This window comes from Pseudobutyrivibrio xylanivorans, assembly GCF_010906925.1.
Taxonomy (GTDB): domain Bacteria; phylum Bacillota; class Clostridia; order Lachnospirales; family Lachnospiraceae; genus Pseudobutyrivibrio.
Window position 1 is genome coordinate 1 of record NZ_VTVE01000018.1, and the last position, 427, is coordinate 427.

Consider the following 427-nt stretch of genomic DNA (forward strand, 5'->3'; position numbering starts at 1 on the left):
ATTTCGCTTTAAGCGATTCTGCGATAACTTCCGGAGTGTCTGCACGCAATGTTAATTCTACATCACTTGAACGTGTGTAAAATGCTGGCAATACATCGGTTTGGTAACCAATAACTGGAACCCCTTTTGTTTCTAAGTATTCCATTGTTAAGTTTAGGTCTAGGATTGATTTTGCTCCGGCACAAACGACAGCAACATTTGTTTTCGCTAATTCTTCTAAGTCAGCTGAAACGTCCATTGTTGTTTCGGCACCACGGTGAACGCCGCCAATTCCGCCAGTTACGAAGATTCCAATTTCTGCAAGTTCAGCACAAATCATTGTAGCTGCTACAGTTGTTGCTCCAAGTTGTTTTGTTGCAATAAGGTAGCCGATATCACGACGAGAGACTTTTGCTACATTGCTACTTTTAGCGAATAGTTCTAATTC

1 protein-coding gene is annotated in these 427 nt (G+C 41.5%); it reads right to left on the minus strand.

The window, feature by feature from the left end; translation table 11 throughout:
- Positions 1 to 427, minus strand: a 427-nt coding sequence (locus tag F0Q01_RS13700; RefSeq protein WP_163927303.1) for a pseudouridine-5'-phosphate glycosidase, incomplete at both ends; no start/stop codon positions are given.